Source organism: Eisenbergiella tayi (assembly GCF_001881565.1).
GTDB lineage: Bacteria > Bacillota > Clostridia > Lachnospirales > Lachnospiraceae > Eisenbergiella > Eisenbergiella tayi.
Genome location: NZ_MPDJ01000009.1, coordinates 171,798 through 198,696 on the forward strand (window position 1 = coordinate 171,798; position 26,899 = coordinate 198,696).

General features: G+C 46.2%; 21 protein-coding genes. 3 read left to right on the plus strand and 18 right to left on the minus strand.

From position 1 onward, the window contains the following. Window positions 1-2: 2 nt before the first annotated feature. The 3 genes from BLA28_RS26815 to BLA28_RS26830 form a co-directional block, all read right to left on the minus strand. Window positions 3-1,181: a glycoside hydrolase family 88 protein gene (locus tag BLA28_RS26815; protein ID WP_069157136.1), complete on the minus strand. Its 1,179-nt coding sequence runs from the start codon at window positions 1,179-1,181 to the stop codon at window positions 3-5. 393 nt (window positions 1,182-1,574) lie between these two features. Further along, a complete protein-coding gene (locus BLA28_RS26825; RefSeq protein ID WP_069157134.1) occupies window positions 1,575-2,450 on the minus strand; it encodes an AraC family transcriptional regulator in 876 nt (291 codons plus the stop codon). Between the two features lie 126 nt (window positions 2,451-2,576). Next, on the minus strand, window positions 2,577-3,947 hold the full coding sequence (locus BLA28_RS26830) for an MATE family efflux transporter (protein WP_069157133.1): 1,371 nt from the start codon (window positions 3,945-3,947) through the stop codon (window positions 2,577-2,579). 204 nt (window positions 3,948-4,151) lie between these two features. Between BLA28_RS26830 and BLA28_RS26835 the strand changes: the two genes are divergently transcribed. Then, entirely contained in the window at window positions 4,152-5,042 is an 891-nt protein-coding gene (locus BLA28_RS26835) for an AraC family transcriptional regulator (protein ID WP_069157132.1), read from the plus strand. A 59-nt stretch (window positions 5,043-5,101) separates the two neighbouring features. Here the strand turns inward: BLA28_RS26835 and BLA28_RS26840 are convergent, their stop codons facing one another. From BLA28_RS26840 to BLA28_RS26855, 4 genes are all read right to left on the minus strand, one after another. After that, a complete protein-coding gene (locus BLA28_RS26840) occupies window positions 5,102-6,928 on the minus strand; it encodes a M56 family metallopeptidase (protein ID WP_069157131.1) in 1,827 nt (608 codons plus the stop codon). A gap of 2 nt (window positions 6,929-6,930) precedes the next feature. Then, window positions 6,931-7,302, minus strand: coding sequence for a BlaI/MecI/CopY family transcriptional regulator (locus BLA28_RS26845; RefSeq protein WP_044968388.1), 372 nt, complete (start codon window positions 7,300-7,302; stop codon window positions 6,931-6,933). Between the two features lie 133 nt (window positions 7,303-7,435). Further along, entirely contained in the window at window positions 7,436-8,794 is a 1,359-nt protein-coding gene (locus BLA28_RS26850) for a zinc ribbon domain-containing protein (protein ID WP_069157130.1), read from the minus strand. A gap of 157 nt (window positions 8,795-8,951) precedes the next feature. Further along, window positions 8,952-9,659 carry an SDR family oxidoreductase gene (locus BLA28_RS26855; protein WP_069157129.1) on the minus strand — a complete coding sequence of 236 codons (708 nt, stop codon included), beginning with the start codon at window positions 9,657-9,659 and terminating at the stop codon, window positions 8,952-8,954. Window positions 9,660-9,994: 335 nt separating this feature from the next. Here BLA28_RS26855 and BLA28_RS26860 point away from each other — a divergent pair, with 335 nt between their 5' ends. Then, complete coding sequence (locus tag BLA28_RS26860; RefSeq protein WP_069157128.1) at window positions 9,995-12,385, plus strand: glycoside hydrolase family 38 N-terminal domain-containing protein; 2,391 nt, start codon at window positions 9,995-9,997, stop codon at window positions 12,383-12,385. Window positions 12,386-12,595: 210 nt separating this feature from the next. Here BLA28_RS26860 and BLA28_RS26865 read toward each other — a convergent pair whose 3' ends face one another. Further along, window positions 12,596-13,624, minus strand: a complete 1,029-nt coding sequence (locus BLA28_RS26865; RefSeq protein ID WP_069157127.1) for a uroporphyrinogen decarboxylase family protein — start codon at window positions 13,622-13,624, stop codon at window positions 12,596-12,598. A 72-nt stretch (window positions 13,625-13,696) separates the two neighbouring features. Beyond that, window positions 13,697-14,755, minus strand: coding sequence for a uroporphyrinogen decarboxylase family protein (locus BLA28_RS26870; protein ID WP_069157126.1), 1,059 nt, complete (start codon window positions 14,753-14,755; stop codon window positions 13,697-13,699). 114 nt (window positions 14,756-14,869) lie between these two features. Here BLA28_RS26870 and BLA28_RS26875 point away from each other — a divergent pair, with 114 nt between their 5' ends. After that, complete coding sequence (locus tag BLA28_RS26875; protein ID WP_069157125.1) at window positions 14,870-15,688, plus strand: helix-turn-helix domain-containing protein; 819 nt, start codon at window positions 14,870-14,872, stop codon at window positions 15,686-15,688. A gap of 21 nt (window positions 15,689-15,709) precedes the next feature. On the opposite strand, the gene BLA28_RS26880 is transcribed toward BLA28_RS26875, so the two are convergent. The 9 genes from BLA28_RS26880 to BLA28_RS26920 form a co-directional block, all read right to left on the minus strand. Continuing rightward, window positions 15,710-16,558, minus strand: a complete 849-nt coding sequence (locus tag BLA28_RS26880; RefSeq protein WP_069157124.1) for a hypothetical protein — start codon at window positions 16,556-16,558, stop codon at window positions 15,710-15,712. A 27-nt stretch (window positions 16,559-16,585) separates the two neighbouring features. Then, window positions 16,586-18,037 (minus strand): sensor histidine kinase, encoded by a 1,452-nt coding sequence (locus BLA28_RS26885; protein WP_069157123.1) that lies wholly within the window; start codon window positions 18,035-18,037, stop codon window positions 16,586-16,588. A gap of 13 nt (window positions 18,038-18,050) precedes the next feature. Further along, window positions 18,051-18,701: a response regulator transcription factor gene (locus tag BLA28_RS26890; RefSeq protein WP_009253379.1), complete on the minus strand. Its 651-nt coding sequence runs from the start codon at window positions 18,699-18,701 to the stop codon at window positions 18,051-18,053. A gap of 93 nt (window positions 18,702-18,794) precedes the next feature. Continuing rightward, window positions 18,795-20,180, minus strand: coding sequence for an apiosidase-like domain-containing protein (locus tag BLA28_RS26895; protein WP_081329964.1), 1,386 nt, complete (start codon window positions 20,178-20,180; stop codon window positions 18,795-18,797). 147 nt (window positions 20,181-20,327) lie between these two features. Continuing rightward, on the minus strand, window positions 20,328-21,920 hold the full coding sequence (locus BLA28_RS26900) for an ABC transporter substrate-binding protein (protein WP_069157122.1): 1,593 nt from the start codon (window positions 21,918-21,920) through the stop codon (window positions 20,328-20,330). A gap of 37 nt (window positions 21,921-21,957) precedes the next feature. Continuing rightward, a complete protein-coding gene (locus BLA28_RS26905) occupies window positions 21,958-22,848 on the minus strand; it encodes a carbohydrate ABC transporter permease (protein WP_009253382.1) in 891 nt (296 codons plus the stop codon). Between the two features lie 16 nt (window positions 22,849-22,864). After that, window positions 22,865-23,800 (minus strand): ABC transporter permease, encoded by a 936-nt coding sequence (locus BLA28_RS26910; RefSeq protein ID WP_069157121.1) that lies wholly within the window; start codon window positions 23,798-23,800, stop codon window positions 22,865-22,867. A 327-nt stretch (window positions 23,801-24,127) separates the two neighbouring features. After that, window positions 24,128-25,948, minus strand: coding sequence for a cache domain-containing sensor histidine kinase (locus BLA28_RS26915; RefSeq protein WP_069157120.1), 1,821 nt, complete (start codon window positions 25,946-25,948; stop codon window positions 24,128-24,130). Continuing rightward, the gene (locus tag BLA28_RS26920) at window positions 25,920-26,744 is read right to left on the minus strand and encodes a response regulator transcription factor (RefSeq protein WP_069157119.1); all 825 of its coding nucleotides are present in this window, start codon (window positions 26,742-26,744) and stop codon (window positions 25,920-25,922) included. Before BLA28_RS26920 ends, BLA28_RS26915 begins: the two co-directional genes overlap by 29 nt. Window positions 26,745-26,899: the final 155 nt, after the last annotated feature.

Genomic DNA, 26,899 nt, shown 5'->3' on the forward strand with positions numbered 1-26,899 from the left:
CATCAATACCAGTAGGGATCCCAGTCACGGGAGAGCCTTGTCAGCGCCTCCATGTAAAAATAATCCCCCCAAAGCACGCACTCATCCACCCCAATGTTAAAACAGGTATTATATGGAGTGCTTCTCGCGTAGGTTCCATGCAGGAGCTGTCCGTTGGACTGTGCAGGATCCGTAACCGCACATTCTGTCACCAGAGCGTGCAGCAGCCTTTTTGCCATTCCCGTATAATATGCCGCTTTCTCCTCCGGCAGGTATTTGCTCATTTCCAGCATGCCGCAGGCCGCGATTGCCGCCGCTGAGGAATCCCGCGGTTCCGCACTGCCGTCACTGAAATCAAAATCCCAGTAGGGAATCATATCCTTGGGCAGATGCTTCAGAAAATAATCCGTCACCTTACAGAAAATATCGGCATATTCTTCTTCCCGCAGGAATTTGTAGGCAAATGCGGATCCATAAATGCCCCATGCCTGTCCTCTTGCCCAGGCGGAACCGTCACGGTTTCCCTGATGGGTAACCCCTTTCTCCGGCACTCCTGTCTTCACATCAAAGAAAAAAGTATGATAAGTAGAGTTATCGTCCCTGATGATATTTTTCATGGAGGTCTTAATGTGTGCCTCCGCTTTCTTTTCATACTCCTTATCCCCGGTCAATTCACCGGCCCAGAACAGCAGCGGCATATTCAGAAGACAATCGATGATCAGCCTGTAGTTATTTTTATTCCCCAATCTTCCCCACGCCTGAAAGAACTGGCCTTTTTCCTGGAATCTTGCCATCAGGTTATCAGCCGCCATGATAGCTGCCTCTTTTCCTGTCTCGCTTCCGGTGAGCTTATAGGCCGCGACACAGGAAGGACAGTATAAAAAGCCCATATCATGATGGTTCACTCCCTCTCTTTTCTTAATCCTTCTGAAAAAATCCTTTACTTCAATTTCCGCTGTCTGCTTAAGCGCCTCATCACCCGTCTTTTCATAGGCCAGCCATACTTCCCCCGTCCAGAAGCCCGGCGTCCACTCAAAATTTCTTCCCGGCCGGTAAAAATTATGAATGCTGGCGGATGACGGAAACTTTTCCGTAAATTCATCTGTAGCGATCGTAATCAGTTCAGCAGCCTTATCATAAGCCGCTTTCAGCATTTCTCCGTCAATTTCCTTATGCTGCAGCAATTCTTCTTTTGTCTGCATTTTCCTTTCCTCCTTTTTTTACGTATCTGTCCCTGCGGAAAGCCGTAGAGAAAATCTGCATTTTTATTATAGTAAATAGAAAAAGGAAAATATATCGACAAAACAGCAGATAGCATTAGCATTATTTCGATTTTCGTTCTGTTTTCCATGACAGCGGTATCAGAGAATATGCGTTTTACAGGCGAATAGCAGATTTGTCGTCTTTTTCACGAATTTGTATACTGCATATTTGAAAGAACTGCTGTATCATAAAGAAATGGGCGGAGGCAGCTGGGTATGCCGCGAATATTTCAGGCTGCCGGACTGTATGGCGGTGGGATACACAGGAATAAGCCTGAGATCCGAAAACAGGCCTGTCTGCCATTTCCTGCAGAAGGCCTGTATTTCTTTGTCTTACTTTTCTTTTTTAGGTGTCACTCTGCACCAGACTTCCTCATAGCATCTTCCATCAATACTATAATACATCTCGAAGTCATACCCGTCTATCAGGTCATAATTGGCTGTGGGGAGCCAGTCCGTATATACCCGGGCATTCAGTTCCTGCACAGCTTTTGGCGTGTCTTCCATATTATGGGGTTCATTTACAAACACCGCCCATGTGGCTTCGGGTACATCCACTACCGTATACCCTTTTGTATCGGACAAAGGCGTTTTTAAAACACACAGCATGTAAGGGAAACAGGTTCCTTCACAGTCACGATACCCGCATACGGCATTCACAGTGCTGGGAAAACCGGCTGATTTCAACAGTTTTTCATATTCTCCGTTTTTCAGCTTTTCCGTCCAGAAATCCGGAATGTCCTTCAGATGTTCTCCGTCTCTGGTTTCAAAGATTTCCTCAATCCCATACACCTGGAACGCCTTTTTTTCTACTATCTTATACTTCATTTCACTTGCCCCTTTCACGGTTAATTGAAAGGATATACGGGGAAATGCTTTAATATCCGCTCCCACCTTGCGCGCCGCGGTGGGCGGCATGCCGTGCACACTCTGAAAAGCTCTGGTAAAAGCTTCCGGGGATTCATAGCCATAGTTCAGCGCCAGATCCAGGATCTTAATATTGCTTGTCTGGAGATCGAAAGCCGCCAGCGTCATTTTCCTGCGTCTCACATATTCCGACAGCGTTATATTGGTCATGAAGGTGAACATCCTCTGGAAATGATACACCGAACAGCAGGCCTCCCTGGCAGTCTTTTCATAATCGATTTTGCCGCAGAGATTCTTTTCTATATAATCAATTGCACGGTTCATGTTGGTAAGCCATTCCATACGTACTCCTCCTTTCACAAATGAGTGTACCATAAACAGCCGGGAAGAGCCTTGCCGTAAATGCAAAATAAAGTCAGATTCCCTTTTCTTATCGAAGCCCGGCTTCCTCCGCCGGCAACACTGTTCTCACCCCTGGTCACTCCGGGACATATCACGAGTCAAATTCCTGGCCCACTTATATTTCCTGTAGTGGCAGTAAACGGCGGGCAGCTTTACAAATTCATCCAGGTTGAGCAGAAAGTATACCGCCAACACCGGCAGTTTCAGCACAAATGCCGCTATGATGCCCACCGGAACAATGATTACCCACATCGTTATCAAATCGCACAGCAAGCCAAATTTTGTATCCCCTCCTGCGCAGAAAATTCCTGCTATTACAGTGGAGTTGATGGATTTTCCTATCATATAATAGGAACACATAATAAGCATTCCCTGAAGATATCCTCCCGCCTGCCGGCTCAGGTTTCCGGAGACTGCCAGAATGAGCGGACTGCATAAAAGCAGCAGCAGGCCCGAGGCCGCCCCTGCAAGCAGCGCCAGCCTGCATAATCTCCCTCCATATTCTTTTGCCCTCTCCAGCGCACCCGTCCCCAGTTCATTTCCCACAATAATTCCGCTGCCGGATCCAATTCCCAGGCTCAGACAGGCAATCAGGTTTTTTACGATATTGGCAATGGAATTGGCCGCCACCGCATCGCTTCCCAAGTGCCCCATAATCACGGAAAACATGGTAAACCCACAGCCCCATACCAGCTCGTTGGCGAGCACCGGAGAAGTGTAATGCCAGAAGTCCTTTAATAACACGGGATTGGAGCTTCTCAGATATTTCAGGCGTATACGGACCACATCTTTCCTTGCACATTCGGCAAGGACAAGAATCAGCTCTATTCCTCTTGCCAGAACCGTGGCAACAGCAGCCCCCCTGATACCCATCTTCGGAACGCCGAGAAGCCCGAAAATAAAGATCGCATTCAGTAAAATATTCATCCCCATGGATACGGAACCGAAAACAGTACTTCTTCCCGTCCTGCCGCTGTTTTTCATAATACACAGATAGATCTGCGAGACACCGGCAAACAGATAAGACCAGCTTACTATCCTGAGATAAACAGCCCCCAGTGTAATCAGCGTGTCATCATTCGTAAAAATGCGCATCAGCATTCGAGGGAAAGCAATTGCTCCTGCAAAAAATACAAAGGAAACCAGAACAGAAAACTTCAGTACAATCGCCAGTATCCATTCTACTGCCTGGATATCCTTCTTTCCCCAATACTGTGCCGCCAATATCATAGCCCCGATCGTAAGCGCCGCCCAGAAAAGGCTCAGGACGAATTGAACCTGAGCAGCCAGGGAAACTGCTGACAGGGAATCCTGATCAAGTAGACTCAGCATGATTGCATCCGATGCGCTCACCATGGCGGACATCAGATTCTGCAGCGCTATGGGCACTACAAGGAAAAGCAGTTTCTTATAAAACACCTTATTCTCTTTTTTCATATACTCTCCCTTACATAATATTACAGTTATCTTATCCCATAGCGGACGGCACAAGGTAACTGTAATGCTGCTGAGAATTCAAATTTCTTTTTATAGTATAGTATTTGATTTCACACAATACTATCATTATAATAGACATATATTATAACAATCGTATTTTTTTATTTTGGCAGGATTTATGGTTAAACCATATACGGTGATATTATGAAAATAATCAATGTGGATATTATGCAGGATACTTCAGAAATAGTCCATTATGATGAGATGGGCATTCCCCTTTACGTCCGAATCGGGGAGTTATCTTTTTATCCGGGGAAAAAGGCTTTGTGTCACTGGCATGAGGATATGGAGTTCATACGTATTCTGAAAGGGGAAATGAATTACTATGTTAACGGACACAATGTGCTTCTGAAGGAAAACGACGGGATTATGGTAAATACCAGGCAGCTGCATTACGGATATTCCGTCTGTCAGCATGACTGCACCTTTATCTGTATTCTTTTCCATCCCTCTCTTCTGTCCGCAAACAAAACCCTGTACCGAAAATATGTACAGCCTGTGCTGGATAACCGACAATTGGAATATCTGTATCTGGATGCTTCCCGCAGGGAATCTTCCCTGATTCTGAAATATCTGGATCAAATCAGTGAAAGGAAAAAGGGCGGGGAAGCCGGTTATGATTTGGAAATTGTCGGACTGCTGAATCTGCTGTGGCGGAATGTGTTCTCTCTTTCTGAAAAAGGCCAGCCGGAAACGGAAGATACCAAAGCTTCGGATATCCGGCTTCAGAAAGATATGGTATCTTACATTCACCAGCATTTTTCCGAAAAAATAACACTTGATGACATCGCAGCTTCCGTGGGTGTATGCCGCAGCAAATGCTGCCGGATATTCAGGCGGTACCTCCAGCAGTCTCCCGTTGATTTTATGAATACCTACCGCCTGGAGGTGAGCGCTTATCTTCTGAGAAACACGGATAAATCAATTACACAGATTGCCGTTGACTGCGGTTTTAACCATCTGAGCTATTTTTCCCAGCAATTTATCCGGCATTTCAAATGTACTCCCAGGGAATACCGGCATAATAACTTGTGAAATGGGCTTCTTCGCTTATGCAGAATCAGAGTCTATTTTATTTTAATGCCACTGTCTGCTTATTGAACCGTGGTTATCAGCTTTTCCCTATTATAAAATACTTCCAAATCCCGGTATTCCGTCGGTGCCTGATAATGGATGACAGTCCCGCCTTCCATTGCTTCAGGCACATTGTCGGTCAGCGTGAGTTTTATTGTTGTACCTTCCGTATCCATGTTCCATGCCAGCCGTATATCACTGTCATAATAAACCCATGCATCTATTTTTCCATCCATGACAGCCCTCTTTACGTTCACGGTATCGGAGCCCTTGCATGTTGAAATCCAGTCCAAAATCTCCTGAGGAATATCCTTCCTGTCAAATTTATCACTTGCTGTAATATTCTCGGCAGTTAAATGTGTCGTAGCATCAAAGGTCCTATACATGATACCGCTCACATACTCATTTTTCCATTCCGATCCGGACCGGCTGTCCGCTTCATCTTCAAAATCAGAAGCATACAACTCTTTGGGCAAGCTTTCGCTGTATGCGCCATATAGCTCTTCTTTTATTTCATCCGGCATTTTTTGAATGCCGATTACCTTGCCCTGTGTATTTTGAACCGTCATTAAATACAAAGTACTGTCGGAATCACTTTCTATATATCCCAGGTTAAAAGAGTAACCTCCCCCGGGTATCGGTTCCCTTAAATCTACAAAGGCTTTTACTTCTTGCCCGTTAAAGAAAACTCTGTCAAGTTCCGCATTATAGAGCAGTCCATATGAACGGAATGGCGCAAAACTGTCGATAAGGCTCTCCTGACGTGAGGAATAATCTTTTTCATCTGCTTCTTTTGGCAGGGAATAAGCCCCTGCTGTGATCGCACCGGCAGAAAAGAAAATGGTCAATATGATTGTAATACCAACAATTGCTTTTGATTTCTTTTTAAAATTCATAATTGCATTTAACCTTTCCTTTAACAATTCTTTGTTTTTACTCAGTGTGACTGATGCAGGAGATTCCTTATAATGACCTGATTTAGCCATGGCATCCAGCAGAGTCTTTCCATAAGCCTGAGCGCCGCAGGAATCCAAACCGGCTATAAGCGCTTCATCACAGGAGAATTCACACGCCTTGTCAATTTCCCGGCTCATAAGATAAACAAGCGGATTAAACCAATGCAGACAAACCACTGCCTGAACCAGCCATTTATAAAACATATCCTTCCGGCGGTAATGTATCATTTCATGCTGTACCGTGTACTGAAAATCCGTGTCTGAAATATCAGCATCCGGCAGTACGATACACGGATGGATGAAACCGATTAACATCGGTGACGAAATAAGAGGATTGATACAAAGCCCAACCGGCATCTTAACTTTTGACTGTTCCGCAAGGATTGACAGCTTATCCAAAAGTTCAATATCAGAAATATTACTTTGCCCGGCCTTAATAAAACGGACAAAACTCTGATAAACAGTTATCTTCCGTATCAGCAGAATAAGAGCAGTCATCAGCCATACCAGCCAGATATTATTTACCAGTAAAGCAATGAGTTCCTGTATCGGTCCATTGCCTGCAAACTGCTCAGACAGTTTTAATTCTTCCTGATCCATATTGGAAGGAAGTGCATTTTTATTATCCGGCAGGCCGTCCTGCTCCTGCTGGGGCAGCTGTACAGGATTCGTCTGAGCGATCGCCTGACCGGCAGTCTGAAAAATACTTCCCAGCAGGTTTGTGTCCGGTGCAAAAGGCAGCAGCAGCCGTGCAATAACTATCAGCCAAATATAATATTGCCATTGTCTGCTTATTCTGTTTTTCAGAAAATGCCTGAGTACTAGCAGCGCCAGGATCAATAGTGATCCGGAGAGGGACATAGATATGAAAACTTTAAAAATATCATTCATTTTCATCGCCCTCCATCTAACAGCTTTTTCAATTCTCTGTATTCCTCACCTGTTAACAGATCGCTCTGAATCAGATTCGAGACAAGGCCTTTTACATTACCCTCATAAACCTTATCAAGCAATTTTTTTGTCTGGAACGTTTGGTATTCTGTTTCCGATACAAGGGGAATGTATTCGTTTCTGCGTCCGGTTTTCTTAGCCTTTAAATACCCCTTATCCTTGAGCCTGGACAGGAGCATAATTACCGTATTTTTCTGCCACGTCTTACCTTTTGCAGCCAAAGAATCCATGATATGGGCAAACAAAGCAGGCCCCTCATTCGCCCATATGATTTTCATAATATCTAATTCCGCATCCGATATTTGCTGATCCACGATTGCCGCCTCCATTGTATAACACTTTGTTGGTCTACATTCAGAATAACAAAGTGTTATACTATTGTCAATACTATGCACAGTATAAAAAGGAACTGCATCGTGTGATGCAGTTCCCGTAAATTCAGCCTGTCTATTCTTGTATCGCTGTTACCCTGCCGTTTTCCAAATAAACGTATCTGTCGAGAGAGTAAACCCATTGTTCGGATGTTCCCCATTCATAGGTAGTTTTATTGATTTTTTTCGGTTCACCCCAGGATGAATTTCTGACTTCATCGGCTGTCATTCCAATTGATGGCTCTGCCTTAACATCAGCTTTTTTCTGCTCTTCTCTTTCACTGATATATTCATTGTAATCTTTTAAAGCCTCTTCAGTTCTCAGTATCCGCCAGCTATCATATATACTGTTTCTTATCCACCAAAGCTCATCATCTGTGACATATTTAATAAAATAATCTTTATCACCATCCAGCATGCCAACTATTGATCTGTCTCCATTATCCGTTATCCTTTCAATGGGGGTAATTTCATATTTTTTAGCCTCTCCATGGTAAATAAAACCTTCGATTGAGACAGGCTTACCGTCCTCTAAGTAAAAGTCTCCCTGAATACTGCGCATAAATGAATTATATTCATATATTGCAGCAACCCTGTTGGCAAGATTCGGGAAACCAATGAATTCAAAATAAACATCCGCTTTATCAAAATTGCCGGAATTGTATTCTTCTTCAGCCTTATTAACAAACCACTCTGATTTTTCACTGCAAATAGTATCCTTTAGGCTAACTGCTTCATGTAATGTTAATAAGTCTTCTCCATATTCATAGAATATTTCAGCAACCGAATAATAATCTTCTTTTTCATATAATCCTTTCGCTATATAATAGGCACATTCCAATACTTTATTATGACTTTCTTCATAATCGTCAAGCATTGTATAAATTTCTTTTGCCTCTGTATATTTTCCATCTGAGAAACAAGAATTTGCATACTGATAATTACATTCTGTTAATAAATTATTAGAGTCCTCATAAATACCAAGATATGTAAATAACAAAATCGCCTTATCATATTGTTTATCAGAAAGCAGCTCTTTTCCCTTTAAATAACTTAACTCTCTAAAAATATCGATCATATTAAAACTATTGTCATTCTCTTGCACAACATGTGCGGAGCTTCGCAGTGCATGAAGAACATATTCTTTCTGAACAAAGTTATCACTTATCATTTTAATAATAACAATAAGCAAAATGGACAGTATGATAATTCCAGTCATTAATAAACTTTTGTGTGCGGAACCTCCGCTGTTTTCAGAACTGCTATTGTTTTCTTCACTGCTTATTTCCTGAACTATCTGACTTTCCTTGTTATCAATATCTTCTGCATTTATTTCTTCAAAATGTTTTTTTATTCCATACCCACATTTCGGACAAGCTTCCGCTGTATCAGAAACATTTTTTTTACCGCATTCCGGGCAAGTAATAAGCGCCATCTTAATACCTCCAATAGTTATAATACTGATATTATACTATTAGTTTAGAGTATAATCCACCAAAAAAATGAAAATCCCCGGCCCTGCAGAAGTAAATGTTCCCTCCTCTGCCCGACCGGGGATCCTATTATTATACAGACATTTCACCGCCTATAGCTTACCAGGGATATTCCGCCCCCGTATTATCCATGAAAACAGCCTTATTACGGCCTTCCCTCACCTCTTCAAACAGTTCTGTCAGACGGCCCGCCGTTTCAAAAGGATCCTGTGTTGCATTCTGTCCGCCCATATCCGTACGCATCCAACCGGGATGAACGGCGATAACGTTTATATTCATATCCTTCAGATAGTTATGAAGAAGCTTGGTCCCCATATTCAAAGCCGCCTTGGACATGCAATAATCAAATTCCTTTATTCTTTCCGCGGTGCCGATACTTCCGCTCTCCGATGAGATATTGACCACCAGGCCGGACTCTCCCTTTTTGAGCAGAGGCAGAAAAGCCTTCACCACACGGACGGGCCCCACCGCATTTACATCATATACCGGAAGGCAGTCATCCAGGTCGGCATCCTCCAGCTCAAGAAAAGAGGTCTCTGAATGGATTCCCGCATTATTAATGATAACATCCAGATGATCCGTATATACAGAAGCCGCTTCGGCAGCGCTCTCTACCGATTTGGTATCGGCCACGTCCAGCTGAAGGGGCACCAGCAAATCACCATATTTCTCCTTCAGTTCTTTCAGTCCCGCCGCCCCTTCGTTCCTTGCGCCGGCAAAAACCATACAGCCGTCCTCCAGATATTTTTTTGCAAAGCAAAGCCCCAGTCCCCTTGAAGCCCCTGAAATTAAAACCCGTTTGTTCATACGTTCTCCCTTTTCCTTTCTTTTCCCATACTTTACATGCTGTCTGAACCTTTGTCGTTTCCTATATCAGTAAAACCACAGGAAATTCATTTATACACCGAATATCATGTCTCCTGAATCAATTACCGACGTAATTTATTATACATCCTGCCGGCGCTGCTGTCACCTGTTTTACCGGGAGCAAACTTGCTACATTTTTAGGAATAAAACTAAGATATATGGGATATCCGTTTCCATCCGGATATGTTATTGTTTGCTTACCGGAAAACCGGGGCAGGCAGCAGCGGAAAGCCGCCTGTTCTGTCTTAAAACTTCATTCATCACGGAGGATGCTTATGGGAAAGCAAATAAAAAAAGTGTATATTATCCACCATTCCCACACAGATATCGGCTATACCGATCTGCAGGAACAGGTTATTTACAACCAGATCCACAATATCAAAAAGGTTATAACTCTTCTTAAAAGAGGATATGAAGCGAACCTGCCGGAAAAAGAGCTCCGGTGGAACTGTGAAACCTACTACTGTGTGGAACGGTTTCTGAAAACGGCATCCGAAGAAGAGCGACAGGACTTTATTCATTTTGTAAAAAAGGGAAATATAGGAATTTCCGCTAACTACCTTAACTTTAACGATCTTGTGGACTGCGGCATGCTGGAAGAAAAAACTTCTGAAATGCGGGATATTTTCATGCGGGAGGGGATTTTCGTAAAGACGGCTATGACTGCAGATATAAACGGGATTTCCCTGGGCGCGCGGGATGTTCTTCTGAATAACGGCATTGAATTTTTATACACCAATATCCATACCCACCACGGAATGTATCCTCTTTATCAGAACCAGAATGCCTATTTCTGGGAAGACGGCTGCGGACGCAGGCTGCTCGTCTGGAACGGTGAACACTATAATCTGGGAAATGCGCTGGGGATTGTTTTTTCCAAAAATGTGAACTTTATAACCGAAAATTATTTCGGGAAAGAAGGCCCCGGTACCCCTATGGAGACACTGCACAGAAATCTTCAGGAAAGCATGGAAGAATATGAAAACAGCGGATATCCCTATGACTTTTACATAACCAGCGTCTCCGGCGTTTTCTCCGATAACGCGCCGGTCAATCCGGCCATCCTGGCGGCCGTCAATGAATTCAACAGCCGTTACGCAGAAGAAGTGACACTGCAGATGGTCACTCTTCAGGAGCTTTATGACCTGATACGTGACAAAACGTCAGATGCGCCTGTATACCGCGGCGCGCTCAATGACTGGTGGGGAAACGGTGTGGGATCTACGCCTTATGCGGTAAAGCATTATAAAGAGGCACTGCGCCTTTCCCATCTGTGTGATCGGCTGGAAGAAAAAACCGGTGTGCATAACGCGGAACTGATGGAAACCGCGCGGGATAATGCCCTCCTCTATGCGGAACACACCTGGGGACACTCCGCTACGGTTACCAATCCCTATGATACCATGGTAACCAATCTGGATATCCGCAAAACAAGCTATGCCTCCAAAGCCCACGAGGCCGGCGCCATGCGGAAAAACCAGCAGTGTCATCTGTTGGGTGATATCCTGTGTTATTACAATATGAGCGGTACGGTAAAAGCCGTTTCCGTAAGCCATGAAAAAAGAATCTATCCCGTGGAATTCTATGTGGAAACCATCAGCCTGTCCGGAGTCAGTGTCAGGGATCTGAAAACCGGCGAAGAGCTTCCCGTACAGCTTTCCGCCCATCCCCGGGGCGTCCTGGTGAGCTTTCTATCGGAATTTGAACCTCTTGAAGAAAAGCTGTTTTCCTACGAAGAACAGCCTGCCCCTTCCGGGAAGCTCTATACCCGCACAGCCTATGTGGGTGCGGAGCGTGTCCGTGACATCGTCAGCGAATATGACAAAGAAACCTGCCGCCTTCCTTACTGTCTGGAAAACGAATGGTTCTTCATAGGCTACCGTATCGGAGAAGGAATCACCTCCTTCCTCCACAAAAAAAGCGGAAGGCAGCTGCTGAAAAACGGAACGGAAGCGTTTTTTACCCCGCTTTACGAACGTACGGAAATCCGAAGGGACGTGTATGAAGAACGCCGTCTTTTGGGAAGAAATATACGCGGCCTGCATGCCCGCTGCTTCCAGGGAACCCTGCAGGACATCCGGATACTGGATCACGGTCCGGTTTTTACGAGGGTGGAACTGGACTTTCAGCTGGAAGGGACGGCGCACAGCAGTGTCATCCTTAAGATGTACCGGCATCTTCCGAAAATAGAGTTTACCCTCCGCATTGCCAAAACCTTAAGCGAGGCAATAGAAAGCGTATATCTTCCGCTCTCCCTTCATCTGCCGGAAGCGGAACTATATATCAAAAACGGAGGCGTCCCCATGCGACCCGGCGTGGATCAGCTGCCCGGCAGCAATATGGAGTATTATATCGCCGATGAAGGCCTTCTCTACCGCACGGACGGAGAAAGCGTGCTTATTAATACTCTTGACACGCCCCTTCTTTATATGGGGCCTATGGAACATCATCCCATCGTCCTGTGCGACAACCGGGAAATAAACAATAAACGGCCGGTTTACAGCTGGATCATGAATAACACCTGGGAAACCAATTTTAAAATGGATCTGTCCGGCTTCGGTGAGTTCAGCTATGCATTGGAGCTTCGGGAAAATACCGGCCTACATGAGGATCTGGACCGGCTATCCGATAATGATTTGGGGCCTGCCGTCTTTATCACTGCCTGATACATTATATATAGGAAGGAAAATATAAATGGAGAACTATAAAAAACCGAATCTTTCCATAGCGGAACGGTATTCGGATAAGGAACTGCTCTGATCTATGTAAGGGAAGTATGTGCCGGCGCTGTAAAGCCAATAAAGGCCGTCTCTTTCCCCGTATTCTGCCGGGGAAAAAGACGGCCTGGCTTTTTCTTTATATTTTTCCTGCTTTTCTTAACGGCGGACCGCATCGAACAGCGCCCCGATATTTTCCGGCGGTACATCCGGTAGAATCGCCTCATGGCTCGGGGAAAGAATCAAACCTGTGGGGAACAGCCTTTTCAGTTCTTCCACCTTCTTCCTCACATCCTCCGGCGTACCGTGTACCAACAGCTCCTGAGTATCCACACCTCCGCAGAAAGAAACCCTGTCTCCGAATTTTTCCTTCAACCCTTCCGGCTCCATTCCCGCAGCCAGCGCCTGGATGGGATGAATGATGTCCACTCCCGCATCTATTAAATCCGGAATGATATCCGAAATGGCACCGCAGGAATGATAAATCACCTTGAGTCCATAACTGTGCGCCTGCTCTGTAAGACGCCTGCAGCCGGGGATGACAAACCGGCGTACCAGCTCCGGAGATATCATCAGTCCCCGCTGACTCCCCATGTCATTCCCTATCAAAACCGCATGAAGCTTTCCCTTAGTCGCTTCATAAAAGATCCGGTTGGCTTTCAGATAAAATTCCAGTACTTTTTCATTTACCGCTTCATACAGCTCCGGCGCCGCTATCATATTCATCAGTGCCGTCTCCATTCCAAAGGCCGCGCAGGTATCCTGAAAATGGGCAGACCAGAGAATCCCCAGCACCGTTTTGCCTTCCGGCGCCATTTCCACTCTTCTCCTGCATTCTGCGGCATCAATATAAGCCGCCGGATCCGGCCAGTCAAACACCAAATCTTCCATATCCTCCGCATCATGAAAACATCCCGGTGCCGTCAGAGTCCGGTTCATGGCATCCACTTCCCCGTTTTTATACCAGTCAAACGCGGCATAAATGGCATGGGCCGTTTCCGATTCATACGGCACCTCCACAGCATAAAAATCATCCCCTACCGCCATTTTCAGTTCATGGATATCCTTTACTCCATAATAGGAAAATAATCCGGGCAGAGCCTGAGGATCCGGCATCCCAAGCCATGCCGCCGGCCTGTCCACCGGCCTTCTTTCCGCCGTTGCATAAAAACGTTCCAAACTATTCATATTCTGTCATCCTCTTCTTTCCTATATGCTGCTTAAACATTGCGGTGGTTCCCGTCCCCTCCTCGGGAAAATTTAACGCCGCCTGAGCTTCTCAAAGACTTCATTATAATACAGACAGTTTTCAACCGGCGTATTGGGCGGGATATGGTTTCCCACTGCCATGATAAAACCGGGGCAGGCTTTTCCGATATCCATACAGCGTTTCACTTCGCTGTAAATTTCCTCCCTGCTTCCGCTCAGCAGAATCCTGGTGTCCGCATTTCCGATAAAGGAATGGGTTTTCCCATATTTTTCAGCCACATACTTCATATCCGTGGAAGGCTCCATAACAAACCCGCTCACTCCGCAGCCGGCGATATCATCGATAAATTCCGTATAATTACCATCGGAGGTAAAAATAATTTTCTTTCCCGCTTCCCGAAGGGGTGCAAACAGCCGTTTGTAATTGGGAAAAATGAACTCCCGATACCAGTCAGGCCGGGCAAAAGCACCTGATGTCCAGGTGATATCATCATGTACCTTCACTACCGGCGCATCACACCGGGCGAGGGCATTAAAATAATGCTGTATCCACCTTCCATACCGGTTGGCAGTCTCCCCGAAGGCTTTCGCATCAATCCCCATAGCCATAAGAAGAATATCCCAGCCGAAAATTTCCAGAAGGCCGGAAATCATGGTGATGTATACTCCCGTTGTATTCACTGCATCCGGCGTCGCCTCCGTCTTCCTTCGGTAATCTTCATTAAATTGGGCGGTAAGCTTCCTTTCATCCGGAAGGCCGTATACCTCCTCCGGTGAAAAGTCAAATGCTTCCTCCGGATCCTCGAAGGGGCATTCCACACGGGTGCTGTAATCCGTTCCGCCCGCCGCATATTCCGCGTGCCCCATGCGCGTTCTGCATGAATCCAGCGCGTCGGCTCCTATAAGGGTATTCCATACAAACCCGTAATCCCATTCCCTGCGGAATGCAGAAGCGGCACGATTTTGGATTTCAGATGGACTTTTGGAATCCACCTCAATACCGGTCACTTTGCTTACCAGTTCCCAGTGAAAATCTGCGGAATATTCCGTCCTTGGCACCTTATCCGGCATTTCCAGGCATATAGCTGCCATTCCGTCTTTAAACGACATAGTTTTTACCTCCCCGGGCCATTTCATCCCTCTGGCTATTTTTCCTGTTATCCATTATAATATCTGTTATGGAAATGTACATTGTTTTATAGAACAGAAAGATGGACTTTTAGAATGAGCAATCAATCCTTTACACTGCTTAACACCGATCTGAACCGGCTTGAGCTCCGCATTATTGAAAACGGAGTATTTCATGGGGATAAAAGCTGGATGTTCAATGATGTGGTATCCTCCTTCAGCCGGCTGTATTTTATCCGGAGCGGAAACGCCTATATAGAACGGGACGGACACCGCTGCCCGCTGCTGCCGGGAAGAATGTATCTGATCCCCGCAGGTTCCCGGTATAATTATGTCTGCACCTCTCAGATAGAAAAATTTTATATTCATTTTGAACTGGAGCTTCTTCCTGGTGTGGATCTTTTTAACGGGCTCCGGGATTATCTGGACGCCCCCTGTCCTGACGGTTGTCCGGACAGCCTGATCTCCCTCGCTCAGAACGGCTCCCTTTCTTCCCTTCTGCGGCTGAAATCCATATTCCTGGACATTATTTCAGGATTTCTGGAGCAGGCGGTCAAAGAAAAAGAGTATGGGATTAATTATGCCGGTTTTTATAAGCAGCACGAAACCCTTGCTTACATCACCGCCCACTTAAACGCCGGGCTTCGTGTTTCCCAAATATCCCAGGCGCTGGGAATCCCCCGGCATATCCTTTCCCGCAGTTTCCGCCAGGATACGGGGATAGGGCTGAAGGATTACATGGAACAGCTTCTTCTCCAGGAAGTCAAAAAACGGCTGCTTACCACAAAACAGCCCCTCTGCAGTATTGCAGAGGAGCTGGATTTCTGTGACGCTTATTATCTGTCCCGTTTTTTCCGGAAGTTTGAGCAGGTTTCCCCGAGGGAATACCGGCAGCGCAGGACCGGGCAGGAATAACAGCTGTTCCCGTACCGTTTGTCAGCCTATGCCAAATCCTTCTTCTACCGGATTCATCAAAAGCTGTGCACGGCTCTTCGTCATATAGGAAAAGCCTTCTATTTTCCCGGAAAGCGGATTGACCTGAACCTGAACCACCCCGTCTTTTCCATTTTCGTACAGGACCATGGCAATGTTGGAACCATAGCCGGAGCCCATGATGTTCAGCTTCCCGTCCGCAGTCATTTTATGGGAAAGCACAAAATCCTTTGCAAGGGACTTCACCTCTTCCATGCTTATCGGAGCCGTTCTGTCAGTCTGATTATACATCGACTGCAGGGATGTAATTTCCTTGCTTTCCGAGAAGGATATGCTGTACTCGGGTGTTAATTGTCTGTAAATTTCCGGCAGCGGGAAACCGTCCGGCCCGATATTTTCCTCCGGAAGAAGCAGCGGCCTGTTTGCCGGCGCCTCAAAGAATACAAAATAGCTGGCTTCATCTTCCTCATCCACAGCCTCAAAGAAGGTGACGCTGATTTCGTATTGGGATGTATCGACAGAAACACCCAGATACTTTTTCAGCGCTTCAGCGGACTGTTCGATCAGAACCGGGTCGTCCATATCATTTCCGCCCATCATTGTCATTCCCGAGCTGCTTTCACTTTTCGCTTCTGCACCGCCGACGGCACTGGTTTTTGCCGCAGCAGTTTCCGTCCCCGTATCGGCCTGCACAACTTCGATGATATCCTGTTTTGCCTCGGAAAGCTCCTGCTCCCGTGCGGCCGCAGGGACTTCCGTTTCCGCCGGTATCCCTGATTTTCCGCAGCCGGTCAGCATAGCCGCTGTCAGTCCTGCCAGCAATAAGGTCTTACATAACATGTTGTTTTTCATTTGTATTATCCTCCTGACGATAATGAATTATTGAATACAGTTATCATCATAAAGCTGTTTTGTATCCTGTTTGTATCCCGGAAAAATAATTTGTACCAGAGTTCCTTTTCCTTCTTCGCTGTCCAGCTTGATACGGGCATTATGGATGGCGGCAATATCAGCGCAGATAGCAAGGCCCAGCCCGATGCCCGTATTTTTATTGTTCCGTACCTTATCTGCCATATAAAAGCTTTCAAATATCCGATCCCGATCCTTTGCCGGGATGCCATTTCCCTGATCCTCCACTTCAACAATAACCTGATCCTTTTCCCTGCGGCCCCTCAGCCAGATGGTTTTTCCCTCATCGGACGCTTTCTTTGCATTATCCAGCAGGTTGCCGATAAGATTCAGCAATAGCTGCCGATCCCCGGATATCATTACTGAGGAATCAGGCGGAATACAGCAAAGCCGCAGCCCGGCCCCTGCTGCGGCCGGTTCAAAGCTTTCGGCGGCTTCCTGAAGGAGGAATCCGATTCTGCATGGAACCAGTTCAAAGGAATGCCGTTCCAAAAAAATCAGATCCATCATGGAACGGGAAAGCTTTTCAATCCGGTTCCCTTCTTTAAATATACGCTCCCCAAGCCTCTGATACATATCCTCATCACAGGAAGTGGAACGCAGCAAATCCGCATAACCGACAATGGCGGTCAGAGGCGTCCGCAGTTCATGTGTGAAATTATCGATAAATCTCTGCTGCTCTTTTGTTTTGTCCTCCAGCTTCTGTATGGTCTCTTCAATGGCCTGAGCCATTTCGTTATAACTGTCCGCCAGAGTCCGCGTTTCATCCTTTGCTTTGATATGGATCCGCTCCTTATAGTTGCCCTTGCCCGCCTTTTGAACTGCTTCTGTAAGCAGACGCAGTGATCGTGTCAGATGCCCGGTGATAAAAATAAGCCCAACCGACAGTATTACGGTAACAACAAGGCCCAGCTGGATAAAAAGGGTGTACTGACCCTTTCGGTCAGCATATATATCGCTGATATTCCTCACGTAAATGTTCCATAAATTCTCGTCGGATAAGGGGATGCGGCTCAATATCACCAGATATGGCTGGTCCTCAATTTCCTGTACTCTCCAGGTTGCCTTACCGGCATAGTCAATACTGCCTATATCCGACAGTTCAAAGGAAAGATTGTTGTAAAGGACCTCTTCCCCTTTTAAAAGAATAAGATAAATCCCCCAGGAATTGATCCGGCTGTCCAGGTATTCCGTAATGTAAACGGAATCATCAATATTCATCCCCGTATTGTTTTTTGCACGGTTCACCAGAACATATTTTATTATCCCGGAAGAAATGCTGTTCTGCTCGTCTGCCGATAACTGCAGTATCCTGTTCATTGCAGTCTTTTTGTTATTTTCTATAATACCGATACCGGCTGTCAAATAGACAAGCAGGAAAAACAGCAGCGAACTGATACCGATTTTTTGTGATAATCTCATTTATCTGCCTCCTTCAATCCTCCAGCCGATAACCTATTTTTCTGACGGAAATGATGGATGTATGAAGGCCGAGTTTCTTTTTGAGCCGCTGCACATGCAGATCCACCGTACGGCTCTCCCCGTCATATTCCCCTTCCCATACCTCTTCATAGATTCTGTCCCGAAAGAGGGTAATATTGCGGTTACGCAGGAATAAGAGAAGAAGATCCAGCTCCTTCATGGTAAGCTCTATGTTTTCACCATTTCTTCTGACCACCCGGGATACCGCATCGATTTCCAGATCCCGAAACAAAAGCTTCTCCTGTCCCTTGTGATAGCGTCTCAGCACACATTCCACTCTCGCAATCAGTTCGGCCAGTGCAAAAGGCTTGGTGATATAATCATCTGCGCCCAGGCCGAGCCCCTTTACCTTATCCTCCAGACGGGAACGGGCGGTGATAAAAATGACAGGAGTATGGTATTCCCTGATATACTCCATCAGTTCAAAACCGTTCACTTCAGGAAGCATGATATCCAGCAGGATTAAATCGTATCTTTTCTCTTCCAGCACGTCAGCCGCTGCCTTCCCGTCATATGCAATTTCACATTCATAGCCGGCCTTTTCAAGGCCTATCATCATAAAATCTGCAATGTATTCTTCATCTTCCACGATTAACAGCTTCATCAGGATTCTCCTTTGAAAATTTGTAGTTCATTATACGGCGGAATTGTATCCTGATTGTATCATAGAACCGGCTGAAAAAGATATGACAGCTTCCTATCGGATCACCAATACACTGTCACTTCCGTCCTCCCGTTCGGGAGGCAGGAATACTGCTTCTTCCTTTCCGGTCACTTCGCAGATAAAAGTCTGCATTCCGGTCACAGGATCCATCCAATAGGCGCTCTTTATTTTTCCTTTAAAGTTCGTTAAGGACAGGCGGATGACTCTCCCTGTACAGGTATAGGCAAAAAGGAAGTTCTCTCCTGCAAATACACTCACATAATCATATTTCAATCCCTCTTCCATGAGAAGCAATTCCTGAGCGGGCCTTCCGTTTCCATAATCCACCGACTCCATCAGTCTCTTCAGATGGATCATCTGGGCTCCGCCCGGATGGTGAATGGCATCCGACCACAGATATTTGGCGCCGAATGCGCCTTTCTGCGACAGATCCCGGTAAAACTGCATGATGGAATTATGTCCGTAGGTATGCCCCGCGGCTCCCGCGAACACATCCCAGTAAGCATACCGGCGCACATCCGCTGCCTTCCAGTAAGGCTGGGTAAGGTCATGAAGCCCCTGAACCACCCATTCATATGAGGGCTCCCCATCCAGGACAGGTTTCACAGGCAGTTTTTCATAATCCCTTTTCACATACCTCCAGCAGTCCTCTCCGAAACAGCCTTCCTTTTCGCTGTTATCATCCCACGCGCCAAGCTCCGTCTGGTCATATCTGCGGTGACCGGACTGAAAAAGATTGAAATCCAGCCAGTCCTCCTCATGGAACCACAGGGAAGAGCTGGTTCTTCCAAAAGGATGGTAGCCCACCAGGCGATCGGGCCGATCTTCCTTCATCCGCCTTCCCATCCGGCAGAAAAGTCCGGGGTTCACATCCCCTCTCACATCTCCGCCCACGATCCAGATCAGGTTGGGCGCGTCATGATAACGATCCAGGATAAAATCCAGATAGCCGTCCAGATTTCCGTCATTCAGGCTCCCGCCGGCCACAATACTGCTGCCCCATACAGGAAGCAGCCCCATATAAAGCCCCAGCTCCTCAGCCATCTTTATCACCTGATCCACGTGTTTCCAGAAGCCGCCGTCTTTCTTTATCCGTGAGAAATCCCCTTCCTCCAAAGCTCTTTCCCCCGCCAGGTTTACCTGTTCCGGAGTATGTAGGAAGTCCGCCAGAATCACATTATAGCCCAGCTCTTTGCGGCCTCGCAGATAGCAATAAGCCTCCCGGGAAGTAAGCTGGTGGAATAAAAGCCATGCAGTATCCCCCATCCAGAAAAAAGGAGTATCTCCGCAGCAGAAATAACGGCCGTTTTTTGTCACTCGCAGGCTGCCGTTTTCCCACGGCTTTTCATATTTATTTTCCTTGTCCGCTTCCTCGGACATCCATTCCAAATGGGAAACGTCATTTGTTTCGAGCTTCATCTTTTTTCTCTCCTGTCCTGTTTTCCTCTATTATCCATGCAGAAGCTGCTTATGTCAAAAGGCTTTTTGACTGTTGATTCCGATTATAAAAGGAAATGCACACAAATACGATCCCGCATTTGTGTGCATCCTTATAATCCTTGCTGATTATTTGCTGTTTTCAAGAAAAGCGGCAACCTGCGCTTTCGCTTCATCCAGGATTTTCTGGAGTCCGGCAGCTTCGGCCTGCTTGTTGAAATCAGCCAGCGTCTTTTCCACATCATCCACTAATCCGAGATCCAGCAGCGGTGCATATTGGGTGTAAACACTCTGAAGATTGGCAAGCTCATTTTTTACGTTGCTGTCATCAAAAGAGAATGCGGTAGTAGGGCCTTCAATCGCTTTCGCCTTCCATACTTCACCTATTTCGTACTGGTCCTTAAAGGTACCTTCTCTCGTCATATCGTACATGGAATTCTTAAAGCCCCAGGAAAATCCGTTTCCATAGTTGTTTTTGCTCATATCCGGGCCGGGCTTCCACATTCCGTCATCCGTTACATCATAGTGGACACCTTTAATCCCATGACGGATGAGATAATATAAATCCGGATCAAATTTCATGAGATCCAGCGCCATGAAAGCACGCGCCTGATTCTGGGAATTGGCAAGCACAGCCACACCGTCTCCGGTATATGCAGCATAAAAACGGTGGGCATCGGGGAACAGGTCATATACTTCCGGTTTCCATTCCGGATGGCTCTCCTCAATTTCTGAGGCAACTGCGCCTACAGAGCCAAGGTTCTGTGTATAGGAAGCACTCGTTCCATTCAGGAAGGCCTCCTTAACATCTGTGGAATTGGCAATGGCGCTCTTTGACCAGAAACCGCTGTCCGCCCATTTCTTCATGAGCTTCGCATATTCCAGATACTCCTCTGTCCCGTACATCCAGAATAAATCATCCGCCGAAAAATCATCGGTATATTGATAGGACACATAATTGACCAGGGCGCCTTCCATCCTTCCCCAATCATTTTGGGCCTGAAGCAGGATTGCCTTGGAAGTATCATTGTTCTGTGAAGCATCATAGGCATAAGTAACCTGAGAATCCGGGTCATTTGACACCGCCGTATAATATTCTTCCAGATCCTCTTCTGTCTCCAGTCTGTCCAGACCGTATTTTTCCCGTAAATCACCGCGTATCAGAATCGCATTGGCGCTAACATTGGCCATGTTGCAAGGGACAAAATAAACCTTTCCTCCAATCTTCGCCTGCCCCCAAGAGGCTTCCGCCTGGTTCTCCTTATGCAGAGGCATATAATCATTCAGCACCTGTTCCGTCACTTCCGCAAAGGCCCCTTTATTGGCTTCCGACTGGTAATAGGCCCAGGTGGAGGTATAAATCAGATCAAAATTCTCTCCTCCAGCAATGGTCAGCGCATACTTTGTGGAATAATCGCTGAAAGACATGTTCTTCAGCACCAGGGTAGCGTTGATTTTTTCTTTCAGTATTTTATTGATTTCAGCAAGGACCAAATCCTCATCTTCTGTTTTATCACCGATATAGTACATAACCAGCTCCACCGGCTCGGAAACATCCTGACCATTATAGGTGAGCCCCGCTTCCGCAGACGCAGCCCCTTCTGTTCCTGCCGCAATGCTTCCGGCCTGGGTTTTCTCCTTCTCCCCGCCGCAGCCGGCCAGCATGGATACGGACATAATTCCGGCGAGAAGCAGCGCCGTCAGTTTTTTTACGTTTTTCATTCTTTACTTCCTCCCATTTTAATCATAAACTATTTTGTCAGCCCTTAACAGCCCCCAGCGTCAAACCCTTAATGAAATACCTTTGTACGAAGGGATACAGCAGGACAATAGGTCCTGTTACCACTACGGTCAAGGCCATTTTCATGGATTCAATGGGTACCGTATCCACCACAATACCTGCCTCGGACGCCAGCTGCCGCAGCACCCTGGCATCGTTGAGAAGCTTATAAAGCTGGTATTGCAGGCTGTAAAGATGGTCATTATTGATAAACAGCATGGAATTGTACCAGTCATTCCAGTAGGTCAGCGCAGTAAACAGCCCGATAGTGGCTATAACCGGCTTGGACAGCGGCCAGATGAGCCTTAGGAAAATCGAAAAGTCACCGGCGCCGTCAATTTTAGCGGACTCTGTCATTTCAAAGGGGATTCCCGCCATAAAGCCCTTAACCAGAAGAATATTCCATACAGAAACAATTCCCGGCAGTATCATGGCCCAGATGCTGTCCTTCAGGTGAAGGTATTTTACGCACATGATGTACCAGGGCATGAGGCCGCCGCTGAACAGAGTCGTAAAAAAGTAAAAGAAGGACAGCTTGTTTCTCCATTCGAAATCCTTTCTCTGCAGCACATATCCTGCCATAGTATTCAGGAACACGCTGAGCACAGTACCCGCTGTGGTCACAAAAATGGTCACTCCGTATGCCCGGATAATCGCCATAGGACTTCGGAAAATAGTTGCATAGCTTTCTATGGACCATTCTTTGGGAAGAATACTGTATCCGTTCCGTATGATATAGCTCTCCGCAGTGAAGGAAGAACCTATGACAATCAGAAAGGGAATCAGGCAGACCGCGGCAAAAAGGAAAATGAGGGGATAACCCACTGCCTTAAATACCAGTACATCTCTGGAAATTATTTTTTTGCGCATCGTTTTTCCACCTTTCTCAGAACAGCGAATAATTTTCATCTTTTTTCTTTACCACCCAATTAGCTATCAATATGGTGATAAAGCACAGGACTGACTGGTAAAAACCTATCGCCACGGTCTGTCCCACATCCGTCGCCGCTATGGTCATACGGAATACATAAGTATCTATAACATCCGTTTTATCAAAAAGAGCTCCGTTCTGCCCTACCAGCTGATAGAACAAATCCAGGTTTCCCCGGAAAATCTTTCCCAGCGCCAGCAGCGTCAGGGTGATAACCGTAGGGGTGATACTGGGAATGGTTATGTACCGGATTCTCTGAAAAATATTGGCCCCGTCAATGGCCGCCGCCTCATGCTGGGAGGCATCCACACCCAGTATGGCCGCCAGATATACCACTACGCCGTAGCCCACGCCCTTCCAGGCGGAGAAGGCCACGATAATCAGAGGCCACCAGCCGGATTCTCCGTAAAAATTCACCGGATTGATTCCCATAGATTTCAGTACGCCGTTCAGAGTACCTGTTTCATAGGAAAGCAGGCTGTACGCGATGGAACCGACGATTACCCAGGAAATAAAGTACGGAAGAAAAATGATGGACTGTGTCAGCTTTTTCATCCATTTTCCCGCCATTTCACTGAGAATAACGGCAAAGGCAATTTCCAGCACCGTATTAATCAGTATAAATGCAAGATTGTATAGGGCCGTATTTCTTGTTACCAGCAAAGCCTTTCCGGATTCAAAAAAGAACCGGAAATTATCAAGGCCTACCCATGGGCTTCCAAATATCCCATCCGCATAATTAAACCGCTTAAATGCCATAACCAGTCCCCCAATGGGCAGATAGGAAAAAATAAGCACAAGGGCTGCGGAGGGAAGCAACATAAGAAGCAGTGTTTTATATCGGACAAGCTTTTGTAAAAATCCCTGCTTTTTATCTGTTTTCGCTTTCACTTCATTCCTCCTCTTTGGATACTTTGTCTTTTTTGAATACCGGTATCTTCTTCATATATTTATTGTAGCAACCGCTTTACGGAAAGCATATCCGAATGTATTCATATCAAACAGGAAAATATGAAGGTGTCGTATATTTTTAAGCACTTTGACACACTGTTTCAAAGGGAGGAGGCATTTTGAAGATAACATCCCATTATAAAAGGGTATACTTTTCCATAAAAAATGCCCTTCCCCGGTATTATTCCCTTGCCGGGAAATGGAGTATTCCCATTCCTCAGCAAAGTCTGCAATACCGGCAGAAGGACATTTTAGTCTGCCTTTTTCTTATTCTTCCCGTTGCGCTGCCGTTCCCGGCCGCCCGGATTTATCCGTTTTGGGAAAACGGACCGTCACACAGGTTCCTTCACCTTCCCGGCTCTCATAGGAAAGTCCATAGGCTTCCCCGAACATCAGCTGCAGCCTTGCATGGACATTTTTTACACCGTAGCTGCTGCCGGAGCTGGCGATTTTCCCGTCCATCACATGGGACAGGGTATTGGCATCCATTCCGATTCCGTCATCGATCACTTTGATACAGGCTATTCCGCTCTCTTCATAGCCCCATATCCGTATGGTTCCCCTTTTTTCCGGCTTCTCCCAGATTCCATGCTGAATCGCATTTTCCACCAGCGGCTGCAGAATGATTTTGGGTACGATACTGGGAAGCAGCTCCCTGTCCACCTCTTCCACAAAGGTGAGCTTTCCCGGAAAACGGATATCCTGTATTTTAATATAATATCCCACATGCTGCAGCTCCTCGGAAAGAGTCAGGGTATCCTGGCCTTTATTCAGAATCAGCCTGTAATACTTGGAAAGGGAAATCACCGCCGTATGGATATCCTCCATACGTCCTCCAAAAGCCAGCCAATTCACCATTTCCAGCGTATTATAGAGGAAATGAGGATTGATCTGGGACTGAAGCGCCTTCAGCTCCGCACTTTTCAGATGAATGCCCATACGGTATTTTTCATCCAAAAGCTGGTTGGTATGCGCCATCATATCGTTATAGTTATCATATAACACCCCTATTTCATCCCTGGTATCATTGGGCAGATAAACCTTGGTATCCCCGGCTTTCACCTGATTAAAGCTGTCATTGAGTCTGGATATACGGCGGACGATCCAGGAGATAATAAAGGTACCTCCTGCAATAGTAAGCAGGCCGAACAGGAGCATCAGCCCCGCCACCATATACTGCAGCCTTGCGATTCCTTTTATCATATCCGTTTTGGGGATGACGGTTATCATTTCCCAGTCTGTATTGCGTATTTTATTGCGCATACAGTATATCACCCGCTGATCCAGCTTTGTTTCCTCCAGTTCGCTTTCCGCCGCATACCTGGAATACCGGAATTCCTCCGGCAATTCTCCGGACAGTCCCAATGCCTCCAGCGTGGAGCTGTCGGAAACCGCAATGATAATATTCTCCCTGTTTACCAGATAGGTAGCCGCATTTTCCGTAGGTGTGGCATTCTTAAGGATCTCCACAAGCTCCTCAATCCCGATGTCCATCCGTAAAACGGAATTTCTCCTGCGGTAATTATCCTCCTCCGGAATATCCCTCACAAGGGCAACATATCCCTCCTGATGCCCTTCCTCAAGATAAATACCCGGTGCAAAATAAACCTTCTGTGTTCCTTTTTTCTGATACCACAGGGCATTATCCGCCGACGATAACGGCAGGATATGCTCCCCGTCCATCATCAGCCCATACCTGTCCGTAATAAAAAGCCGGATCCTTATACTTTGTGTACTGCTTTCTACGCTTTGCAGGTAGCCGCGTATGAATTCCTTCCGGACAAGCTGTTCATGGGAATCCGGCAGAGATGCCTTTTCTTCCCTGATTTTTTCCTTCAGGCTGCTGTTGGTGACAACTACATCGGTTCTCTGTATCAGCTCCAGGATCTTATATTCCAGATAGGATTTTGACTGCTCATACCCTTGCGTGGCGGAGAACTGGATCTTCTCCAGCATACTTTGGGAAACCTCCGTATAAATAATAATACTGATCAGCAAAAGGGGCAGAAGGAACAGCACGCTATAAAACAGCAGCAGCTTTTTCTTCAGGCTGAGATTTTTAAATTTTTGCTTCAGGTCTGTTTTCATTGCACTCCCTCAGATAATCGGCAGGCGTCACCTGTTCATACTTTTTATATATTTTTATAAAATAGCTGCTGTCGGCAAATCCGGCTTTGGCGGCTACATTTTTGATTTTCACAAAGGGATTGCGGCGCATGTATTCCTTGGCCCATTTCAGCCTGGTCCTAATAATACACTGGTTGATCGTCTCATTCTTCTCTTTCTTAAAAAGCCAGCACATATACTGCTTTGTCAGTTCAAACGCGTCCGCCAGCTGGGTGAGGGAGAGATTGATATCGGCAAAGTTTTCCTGGATATAATGCTCGATCTTGTCCGCCATGTGCATGGAGGACTGCCAGGATACCGGCACCAGATCCTCTTCGGGGATTTCCTCCAGCACTCCTTTGAAGTGTGTCCGGTATTCTTCCTCTATTGCCAGCCTTCTTTTCTCTTCCTCAAGCTGCAGGATGGATTTCTTCAGTGCGTCCACAATTTCCGAAGGCTCCACCGGCTTTTCGATATAATTTACCGCAGCTAATTGGATGGCGGATTTCAGGTACTCCTTATCACAATATCCGCTTACAAAAATAAAACGGCACTGCTTCCAGGACTTCCTGATTTCAAACGCCATGGTGATTCCATCCATTCTGGGCATCCGTACATCCGCAAGAATGATATCCGGCAAAAGCTCCAGAGCCTTTTTCAGCCCCTCCTCTCCATCCTCAGCCATATAAACTTCGGTAATCCCCAGATTTTCCCACGGGATACTCATACGGATCCCTTCTCTTGTCAGTTCCTCGTCATCTACTATTAATACCTTCACAAAAAAACCTCCCCGTGCATTATTCGCTCCACCAATTGCACAATTCTTTGGTGAAAATTCTTTTTCCTATATACATCTTAACAAATAGCCTTTTTGATAAGTATAGCATTTTCTTCATATGCTGTGGTAATTTATTAAGATGGCAGAAAAATATG

What these genes read in the sequence shown, in the direction of transcription:
- BLA28_RS26815 (WP_069157136.1), bottom strand. Translation starts at nt 1,181, where the DNA reads ATGCAGACAAAAGAAGAATTGCTGCAGCATAAGGAAATTGACGGAGAA.
- BLA28_RS26825 (WP_069157134.1), bottom strand. Translation starts at nt 2,450, where the DNA reads ATGGAATGGCTTACCAACATGAACCGTGCAATTGATTATATAGAAAAG.
- BLA28_RS26830 (WP_069157133.1), bottom strand. Translation starts at nt 3,947, where the DNA reads ATGAAAAAAGAGAATAAGGTGTTTTATAAGAAACTGCTTTTCCTTGTA.
- BLA28_RS26835 (WP_069157132.1), top strand. Translation starts at nt 4,152, where the DNA reads ATGAAAATAATCAATGTGGATATTATGCAGGATACTTCAGAAATAGTC.
- BLA28_RS26840 (WP_069157131.1), bottom strand. Translation starts at nt 6,928, where the DNA reads ATGAATGATATTTTTAAAGTTTTCATATCTATGTCCCTCTCCGGATCA.
- BLA28_RS26850 (WP_069157130.1), bottom strand. Translation starts at nt 8,794, where the DNA reads ATGGCGCTTATTACTTGCCCGGAATGCGGTAAAAAAAATGTTTCTGAT.
- BLA28_RS26855 (WP_069157129.1), bottom strand. Translation starts at nt 9,659, where the DNA reads ATGAACAAACGGGTTTTAATTTCAGGGGCTTCAAGGGGACTGGGGCTT.
- BLA28_RS26860 (WP_069157128.1), top strand. Translation starts at nt 9,995, where the DNA reads ATGGGAAAGCAAATAAAAAAAGTGTATATTATCCACCATTCCCACACA.
- BLA28_RS26865 (WP_069157127.1), bottom strand. Translation starts at nt 13,624, where the DNA reads ATGAATAGTTTGGAACGTTTTTATGCAACGGCGGAAAGAAGGCCGGTG.
- BLA28_RS26870 (WP_069157126.1), bottom strand. Translation starts at nt 14,755, where the DNA reads ATGTCGTTTAAAGACGGAATGGCAGCTATATGCCTGGAAATGCCGGAT.
- BLA28_RS26875 (WP_069157125.1), top strand. Translation starts at nt 14,870, where the DNA reads ATGAGCAATCAATCCTTTACACTGCTTAACACCGATCTGAACCGGCTT.
- BLA28_RS26880 (WP_069157124.1), bottom strand. Translation starts at nt 16,558, where the DNA reads ATGAAAAACAACATGTTATGTAAGACCTTATTGCTGGCAGGACTGACA.
- BLA28_RS26885 (WP_069157123.1), bottom strand. Translation starts at nt 18,037, where the DNA reads ATGAGATTATCACAAAAAATCGGTATCAGTTCGCTGCTGTTTTTCCTG.
- BLA28_RS26890 (WP_009253379.1), bottom strand. Translation starts at nt 18,701, where the DNA reads ATGAAGCTGTTAATCGTGGAAGATGAAGAATACATTGCAGATTTTATG.
- BLA28_RS26895 (WP_081329964.1), bottom strand. Translation starts at nt 20,180, where the DNA reads ATGAAGCTCGAAACAAATGACGTTTCCCATTTGGAATGGATGTCCGAG.
- BLA28_RS26900 (WP_069157122.1), bottom strand. Translation starts at nt 21,920, where the DNA reads ATGAAAAACGTAAAAAAACTGACGGCGCTGCTTCTCGCCGGAATTATG.
- BLA28_RS26905 (WP_009253382.1), bottom strand. Translation starts at nt 22,848, where the DNA reads ATGCGCAAAAAAATAATTTCCAGAGATGTACTGGTATTTAAGGCAGTG.
- BLA28_RS26915 (WP_069157120.1), bottom strand. Translation starts at nt 25,948, where the DNA reads ATGAAAACAGACCTGAAGCAAAAATTTAAAAATCTCAGCCTGAAGAAA.